The 8,808-nt window shown below is 36.2% G+C and carries 7 protein-coding genes; 6 read left to right on the plus strand and 1 reads right to left on the minus strand.

Annotation, left to right across the window (positions count from 1 at the left end; genetic code table 11):
- Positions 1-98: 98 nt before the first annotated feature.
- The 6 genes from mmgD (at position 99) to AB3X49_RS13530 (ending at position 7,954) form a co-directional block, all read left to right on the plus strand.
- Positions 99-1,220 carry a citrate synthase gene (mmgD, locus tag AB3X49_RS13505; protein ID WP_367962678.1) on the plus strand — a complete coding sequence of 374 codons (1,122 nt, stop codon included), beginning with the start codon at positions 99-101 and terminating at the stop codon, positions 1,218-1,220.
- Positions 1,221-1,318: 98 nt separating this feature from the next.
- A complete protein-coding gene (gene prpD, locus AB3X49_RS13510; protein WP_002085755.1) occupies positions 1,319-2,755 on the plus strand; it encodes a 2-methylcitrate dehydratase in 1,437 nt (478 codons plus the stop codon).
- Between the two features lie 18 nt (positions 2,756-2,773).
- Positions 2,774-3,682 (plus strand): methylisocitrate lyase, encoded by a 909-nt coding sequence (prpB, locus tag AB3X49_RS13515; RefSeq protein ID WP_002168448.1) that lies wholly within the window; start codon positions 2,774-2,776, stop codon positions 3,680-3,682.
- Positions 3,683-3,837: 155 nt separating this feature from the next.
- On the plus strand, positions 3,838-5,547 hold the full coding sequence (locus AB3X49_RS13520) for an acyl-CoA dehydrogenase FadE (RefSeq protein ID WP_367962682.1): 1,710 nt from the start codon (positions 3,838-3,840) through the stop codon (positions 5,545-5,547).
- Between the two features lie 16 nt (positions 5,548-5,563).
- Complete coding sequence (locus tag AB3X49_RS13525) at positions 5,564-6,454, plus strand: NAD(P)-dependent oxidoreductase (protein WP_002012741.1); 891 nt, start codon at positions 5,564-5,566, stop codon at positions 6,452-6,454.
- A gap of 39 nt (positions 6,455-6,493) precedes the next feature.
- The gene (locus AB3X49_RS13530; RefSeq protein ID WP_002127280.1) at positions 6,494-7,954 is read left to right on the plus strand and encodes a CoA-acylating methylmalonate-semialdehyde dehydrogenase; all 1,461 of its coding nucleotides are present in this window, start codon (positions 6,494-6,496) and stop codon (positions 7,952-7,954) included.
- 106 nt (positions 7,955-8,060) lie between these two features.
- On the opposite strand, the gene AB3X49_RS13535 is transcribed toward AB3X49_RS13530, so the two are convergent.
- Entirely contained in the window at positions 8,061-8,693 is a 633-nt protein-coding gene (locus AB3X49_RS13535) for a LysE family translocator (RefSeq protein ID WP_367962686.1), read from the minus strand.
- Positions 8,694-8,808 lie beyond the last annotated feature (115 nt).

An 8,808-nucleotide genomic window follows, 5' to 3' on the forward strand; every position in this document is an offset into this window, starting at 1 on the left:
TCTAAAAACTCTGATACATTGAAATAGAAATGTAGTTTCATATTATTGTAAAGGCTTACAGTTATGTGCACGAAGATCTATTAGGATTGGAGGAAATAATGATGAAAGCTGAAGAAAAATTTTCCCCGGGATTAGATGGTGTAGTAGCAGCGGAAACGAAAATTTCGTTTCTTGACACAGTAAAAGGTGAAATTGTAATTCAAGGGTATGATTTAATCGAACTCTCAAAAACAAAAGAGTATTTAGACATTGTGCACCTTTTATTAGAAGAACGTTTACCGAATGAGGATGAGAAAGCAACAATTGAAAAGAAATTAAAAGAAGAATATGCAGTGCCAGAAGGTGTATTCAATGTTCTAAAGGCATTGCCTAAGGAAACGCATCCTATGGATGGGCTACGTACAGGTGTGTCTGCATTAGCTGGTTACGATAGTGATATCGAAAACCGCTCGTTAGAAGTGAATAAAAGTCGAGGATACAAGCTTTTAAGTAAAGTGCCAAATATTGTAGCGAATAGCTACCATATTTTAAATAATGAGGAACCAATTGAGCCTCTTCAAGAATTGTCATATAGTGCGAATTTCTTCTATATGTTATCTGGAAAGAAACCAACTGAACTTGAAGAGAAAATCTTTGATCGTTCCCTTGTTTTATATAGTGAACATGAAATGCCAAACTCTACATTTACAGCACGCGTTATTGCTTCAACGCAATCCGACTTATACGGCGCTTTAACAGGAGCAGTTGCATCCTTAAAAGGAAGTCTTCATGGCGGTGCGAATGAAGCGGTTATGTACATGCTTTTAGAAGCTGGTAATGTTGAGAAATTTGAAGAGTTATTACAGAAGAAACTATATAACAAAGAAAAAATTATGGGCTTTGGACACCGTGTTTATATGAAAAAGATGGATCCAAGAGCACTTATGATGAAGGAAGCATTAAAGCAGTTATGTGATGTGAAAGGCGATTATACACTATATGAAATGTGTGAAGCTGGAGAAAAAATTATGGAGAAGGAAAAAGGAATTTATCCGAATCTTGATTATTATGCTGCTCCAGTATATTGGATGCTTGGTATTCCAATTCAACTTTACACACCAATCTTCTTTAGTTCTAGAACAGTAGGGCTATGTGCACACGTAATTGAGCAACATGCGAACAATCGTTTGTTCCGTCCACGTGTAAATTATATTGGCGAGCGACATGCATTTAGTAAATAAAAACAACTGGGGAGTTGTTAGCGCCGCCCGCCAGATGGGTGTTTGACCGACACCCATCATTAATAATAACGAATTTTCGACAGAAAGGGAAGAATAGCATGATTAAAACAAATGAAATTAAACAAAAAGATGCATTATTAGAAGAAATTACGGACTATGTATTAAATAAAGAGGTTACAAGTGCAGAGGCATTCAGTACGGCTCGCTACGTATTACTTGATACACTTGGATGTGGAATTTTAGCACTACAATACCCAGAGTGTACGAAATTATTAGGACCAGTTGTACCAGGAACAATCGTGCCAAATGGTACACGTGTACCAGGAACATCTTATGTGCTAGATCCAGTAAAAGGCGCATTTAATATCGGATGTATGATCCGTTGGTTAGACTATAACGATACTTGGCTTGCAGCAGAGTGGGGACATCCATCTGATAACTTAGGCGGAATTTTAGCAGTTGCAGATTATATTAGCCGCGTTCGTATTTCAGAAGGAAAAGAACCATTAAAAGTACGTGAAGTACTAGAAATGATGATTAAAGCACATGAAATTCAAGGTGTACTTGCTTTAGAAAACAGCTTAAACCGTGTTGGTCTTGATCACGTATTATACGTAAAAGTAGCAACAACTGCAGTAGTTGCAAAAATGCTTGGCGGAACGCGTGAGGAAATCTTTAATGCATTATCACATGCGTGGATTGATAATTCTAGTCTTCGTACATATCGTCATGCTCCAAATACAGGTTCACGTAAATCATGGGCAGCAGGTGATGCAACGAGCCGCGGTGTTCATCTCGCAATGACTGCATTAAAAGGTGAAATGGGTTACCCAACGGCATTATCTGCACCAGGATGGGGATTCCAAGATGTGTTATTTAACAAGCAAGAATTAAAATTAGCAAGACCGCTAGAATCTTATGTAATGGAAAATGTATTATTCAAAGTGTCATTCCCAGCAGAATTCCATGCACAAACAGCTGCAGAATGTGCAGTGAAATTACATCCGGAACTTAAAGAAAGATTAGATGAAATTGATCGTATTACAATTACAACTCATGAGTCAGCAATTCGTATTATCGATAAAGAAGGTCCATTAAATAACCCAGCTGATCGCGATCACTGCCTACAATACATTACGGCAATAGGTTTATTAAAAGGAGATATCGTTGCGGATGATTATGAGGATGTAGTAGCGAATGATCCACGTGTAGATGAATTACGTAATAAGATGGTTGTTGTTGAAAATAAACAGTACAGTTTAGATTACCTTGACCCGAACAAGCGCTCAATCGCCAATGCTGTTCAAGTTCATTTTAAAGATGGTACTGTAACAGAAAATGTGGAATGTGAATATCCACTTGGCCACCGTTTCCGTAGAGACGAAGCAATTCCAAAAGTTGTTCGAAAATTCACTGCAAATATGGCAGGTCATTATTCTAGTAAGCAACAAGAAAAAATCCATGAAGCTTGTCTAAATGAAGAAAAACTAGAAAATATGAATGTAAACGAATTTGTAGATCTATTCTTAATTTAATAATAGGGGGAATTTAGAATGGCTTGGGTTGTGAATAAACAGTCGACACAAGAGGAGCTTACGAATCGCTTCCGAGCTTTAGTAGAAGCAAATGAAATTTTGCAAATTCCAGGTGCTCATGATGCAATGGCGGCTCTTGTTGCGAAAAATACAGGTTTTTCAGCTCTATATTTATCGGGAGCTGCTTACACTGCAAGTAAAGGACTACCAGATTTAGGAATCGTGACGTCTACTGAAGTAGCAGAGAGAGCAAGGGATCTAGTTAGAGCTACAGATTTACCAGTTCTTGTTGATATTGATACAGGATTTGGTGGAGTACTAAACGTAGCGAGAACAGCTGTAGAAATGGTGGAAGCGAAAGTTGCGGCTGTTCAGATTGAAGATCAACAATTACCAAAGAAATGTGGACATTTAAATGGTAAGAAACTTGTTACTACAGAAGAATTAGTTCAAAAAATTAAAGCGATTAAAGAAGTTGCGCCAAGTTTATATATTGTAGCACGCACAGATGCTCGCGGCGTGGAAGGATTAGATGCAGCGATTGAAAGAGCGAATGCATATGTAAAAGCAGGAGCAGATGCAATATTCCCAGAAGCGCTTCAATCGGAAGAAGAATTTCGTTTATTTACTAGCAAAGTGAATGCACCTTTACTAGCAAATATGACTGAGTTCGGAAAAACACCATATTATAGTGCAGAGGAATTTGCGAATATGGGCTTCCAAATGGTAATTTATCCTGTAACTTCACTTCGTGTTGCTGCAAAAGCATATGAGAATGTGTTTACGCTAATTAAGGAAACAGGTTCTCAAAAAGATGCACTTTCTAATATGCAAACGAGAAGTGAATTATATGAAACAATTTCATATCATGACTTTGAAGAGTTAGATACTGGAATTGCAAAAACAGTATTATCTGAAGATCAATAGGTAGAAGGATTTAGGCGATGAAAATACATCTTTGGCAAAACGAACTGCTTGATGTGAAAAATCATCGCCTTCTGTTTTCAATAATAAGATATTCCACTCATCGTAGACGAGCATATGCAAAGATCAACGAAGGCCGAAATGATAGGGGGATTCAGATGGAGAAAACGAAGTTACCATGGGATGAATTTTTTTCACTCAATAAAGATGTGAATAATACTTTCTTTACACCAGAAGATTTTTCAGGGGATGAAGATTTAATTGCAAAAACGACAGAACAATTCGTTAAACAAGAAATTGTCCCGCAAATTGAGAATATTGAACAACATAACTATAAAGTTTCTCGCCAATTATTTGAGAAAGCTGGGGAACTTGGATTATTAGGCATTGAGGTACCAGAAGATTATGGCGGATTCGAGTTAGGAAAGGCTGTCTCAGGTCTTGTAGCAGAGAAAATGGGTTACGCTGGTGCATTTAGCGTTTCTTTTAATATACACGCCGGTGTAGGTACATTGCCTTACATATATTATGGAACGAAAGAACAGAAAGAAAAATATTTACCGAAAATCGCATCGGGAGAATGGATTGGGGCTTATGCTTTAACTGAGCCAAATGCTGGTTCTGATGCATTAAGTGCAAAAACGAGTGCAGTATTGAATGAAGATGGTACTGCTTGGAAGTTGAATGGTGAGAAGCAGTGGATTACAAATGCTCATATGGCAGATGTATACGTTGTTTTTGCGAAGACAAATAAAGGAATGACAGCGTTTATTGTCGAAAGAACATGTGAAGGTGTATCAATAGGATTAGAAGAAAAGAAGATGGGGATTAAAGGATCTTCAACAGCGACGCTTATTTTAGAAGATGTTGTCATCCCCGCTGAAAATGTTTTAGGGGAAGTTGGGAAAGGGCATCACGTAGCTCTTAATATTCTTAACTTCGCTAGACTAAAACTTGCTTTTGGAAATATTGGAACAGCAAAACAAGCAATCGGTTTGTCAGTTCAATATGGAAAAGAGCGAAAACAGTTCCAAACGGAATTAGTAGATTTTACGATGATTCAAGAGAAAATTGCCAATATGATTATTTCTACATATGGAGCAGAAAGTGCAGCTTACCGTACAGCGGGTGTAATTGATGAAGCAATTCATGAGAGTGATGAAGATCTTATGAAAAAAATGTCTCAATTTGCAATTGAATGTGCACTGAATAAAGTAAACGCTTCTGAAACACTTGCTTATATCGTAGATGAAGCTGTACAAATTCATGGTGGTTACGGTTATATGCAAGAATACGAAGTAGAACGATTATATCGTGATGCTAGAATTAGTCGTATTTTTGAAGGAACGAATGAAATTAATAGATTAACAGTTGCAAAAATGTTAATGAAGCAAATCGAGCAAATAGAAGATGCTGAAGTAGAAATTGATGTAGCAAATGTAGAAAGAAACCATCGTTACATTTTATTAGCGAAAAAATTGTTGAAACAATCTTTGAAAACGCTCTCTAAAACTCCAGGAATAAAAATTGAGCAAGAGCAAGAATATTCACGCGTATTATCAAATATGTTGACGGACGTGTACGTCATGGAATCAGCATTTTTACGTACGAGGAAAGCAGTTAGTAAAAATGGTGAGGAAAAAGAGCGTACGAAGCAAATGATAACAGGTGTTATTTGTGAAGAAGGATATCGTAAAGTAGAAGAAGCTGCGATTTCCATTCTTTCAGCAGCTGTCACAGAAGAACAAAATAGACAAGAAATATTAGCTGAAATCCGTCAATTATTAGTGCCTTTATACTCAAACTTATTTACGAAAAAGAGAGATATTGCGAAAGTTATTATAAATCGCGGGAAATATATTGTGTAAATAGGGGGAAAGCGATATGAAAAAGATTGGTTTTATCGGTTTAGGTAACATGGGTCTTCCAATGTCTAAAAATTTAGTTAAATCTAGCTACACAGTATATGGAGTGGACTTGAATAAAGAGGCGGAAGCTTCCTTTGAAAAAGAAGGAGGAATTATCGGCCTATCAATCTCAAAACTAGCAGAGACATGCGATGTGATTTTTACAAGTTTGCCTTCACCTCGTGCTGTGGAAGCGGTATATTTTGGGGAAGAAGGATTATTTGAAAATAGCCACTCGAATGTAGCTTTAATTGATACAAGTACAGTATCTCCACAATTAAACAAACAATTAGAGGAATCGGCGAAGGAAAAGAAAGTAGACTTTTTAGCAGCACCTGTTAGCGGTGGGGTAATTGGTGCAGAAAACCGTACATTAACGTTTATGGTTGGTGGATCGAAAGAAGTATATGAGAAAACTGAATCTGTCATGGAAGTGCTTGGAGCGAATGTTTTCCATGTTAGTGAGCAGATTGATAGTGGTACAACTGTTAAATTAATTAATAATCTATTAATTGGTTTTTATACAGCTGGTGTGAGTGAAGCTTTAACATTAGCGAAAAAGAACAATATGGATTTAGATAAAATGTTTGATATTTTAAATGTAAGTTACGGTCAAAGTAGAATTTATGAGCGTAATTATAAAAGTTTCATTGCATCAGAAAATTATGAGCCAGGCTTTACTGTAAATTTATTAAAGAAAGATTTAGGATTTGCGATAGAGTTAGCTAAAGAAAGTGAACTTCACTTACCGGTAAGTGAGATGCTATTAAACGTATATGAAGAAGCGAGTGAGGCAGGATATGGTGAAAACGATATGGCTGCTTTATATAAGAAAGTTAGCGAACAATTAATTTCTAATCAAAAATAGTGCACTTATAAAAACCATGATAAAAAAGGAGAGAATATAATGATTACAACTGAAATTAAACGAGTGAAAAATCATATTAATGGCGAATGGGTAGAATCTACTGGTACGGAAGTAGAAGCGGTTCCGAATCCGGCAACTGGAAAAATCATCGCTTACGTTCCACTTTCTCCAAAAGAAGATGTTGAAAAAGCTGTTGAAGCGGCAAAAGCGGCATACAAAACATGGTCTAAAGTGCCAGTTCCAAATCGTTCAAGACAACTATACAAATATCTACAACTGTTACAAGAAAATAAAGATGAGCTTGCAAAAATCATTACGCTAGAAAACGGTAAAACGCTAACGGATGCAACTGGTGAAGTACAGCGTGGTATTGAAGCGGTAGAACTTGCAACATCAGCACCAAATTTAATGATGGGACAAGCTCTTCCGAATATTGCTAGTGGAATTGATGGATCGATTTGGCGCTACCCAATCGGAGTTGTTGCTGGTATTACACCGTTTAACTTCCCGATGATGATTCCATTATGGATGTTCCCACTTGCAATTGCTTGCGGTAATACATTCGTATTAAAAACATCTGAAAGAACGCCACTTTTAGCTGAGCGACTTGTAGAGTTATTCTATGAAGCTGGTTTTCCAAAAGGGGTATTAAATTTAGTACAAGGCGGAAAAGATGTTGTAAATAGTATTTTAGAAAATAAAGATATTCAAGCAGTTTCGTTTGTTGGCTCTGAGCCAGTGGCACGCTACGTATATGAAACTGGTACAAAAAATGGTAAACGTGTACAAGCGTTAGCAGGTGCGAAAAACCATGCAGTTGTTATGCCAGATTGCAACCTTGAGAAAACAGTACAAGGTGTAATTGGGTCTGCGTTTGCAAGTAGTGGAGAGCGCTGCATGGCATGTTCAGTAGTAGCAGTAGTTGATGAAATTGCTGATGAATTCATTGATGTATTAGTAGCGGAAACGAAGAAGTTAAAAGTAGGTGACGGTTTCAACGAAGATAATTATGTTGGACCATTAATCCGTGAATCTCATAAAGAACGTGTTTTAGGCTATATTAATAGTGGTGTAGCAGATGGAGCAACTTTACTAGTAGATGGCCGTAAAATCAATGAAGAAGTTGGAGAAGGTTACTTTGTTGGTGCAACAATCTTTGATGGTGTAAATCAAGAAATGAAAATTTGGCAAGATGAAATATTCGCTCCGGTATTAAGTATTGTAAGAGTAAAAGATTTAGAAGAAGGTATTAAGCTGACAAATCAATCGAAATTTGCGAATGGTGCTGTTATTTATACATCAAATGGAAAACATGCACAAACATTCCGAGACAATATTGATGCTGGTATGATTGGTGTAAACGTTAATGTTCCAGCACCAATGGCATTCTTCGCATTTGCAGGAAACAAAGCTTCATTCTTTGGAGATCTTGGTACAAATGGTACGGATGGCGTTCAATTTTATACACGTAAAAAAGTTGTAACTGAGCGCTGGTTTTAATAAAGTGAAATGATAATGAGTGGGGTGCATTCCCACTCATTATAAAAATAATACAAACGAAAATACACTACTCATAATGGAGTAGTGTATTTTCGTTTGTATTGTGTTAACTATTTCTTTCAAAGGCTAATTTAATACCAAACCCAATTAAGACGATTCCTGTAATCCCTTGAATATAACGCTGTGTCTTCGGTTTTTTCATAAAAGCACTAATTTTATCAATTAAAAATATATAAAAAGCAAACCAAATGACGGTTAAAATGAGATAAGTAAGTCCCATAACGAGAAGTTGTATAAATGTATTATGATTTGGATTTAAAAACTGTGGTAAAAAAGTTAAAAAGAAGACTGCAACCTTAGGGTTTAGTAAATTTGTAAGAAACCCTTGGCGAAAGCAAGAAGTATGTTTATTGTCATTATTTATTGGAATGTCATTTGTATTTAAGTCTTCTGTGTTTCTTACTGCTAAAAGGGCTTTAATACCAATATAGACTAAATATACAGCACCAACATATTTAAAAATAGAAAATAAAAGAGCAGACTTTACAATAAGTGCTGAAAGACCAATTACAGCAGCTAAAGTGTGAATTAAAAGCGCAACACAAGTACCAAAAACAGTTTTTACGCCGCCGATTTTGCCGGCAATCAATGTGTTTTTCGTAGCCATTGCTGTATCAGGACCGGGTAGAATAATAAGACATATAGACATAATAATAAACAGAAAAAAATTTTCCATAATGTTATCCGCCTTCCTTTGTTGTTTTTAGAAAATTCGATTAACGTTAGTTTAACATGCATTTTAGTTAAATAAAATTAAATTATATTTAAAATTATTTAACTAAAAAGAAGAGGCC

The organism is Bacillus sp. C30 (assembly GCF_040838255.1).
GTDB lineage: Bacteria > Bacillota > Bacilli > Bacillales > Bacillaceae_G > Bacillus_A > Bacillus_A mycoides.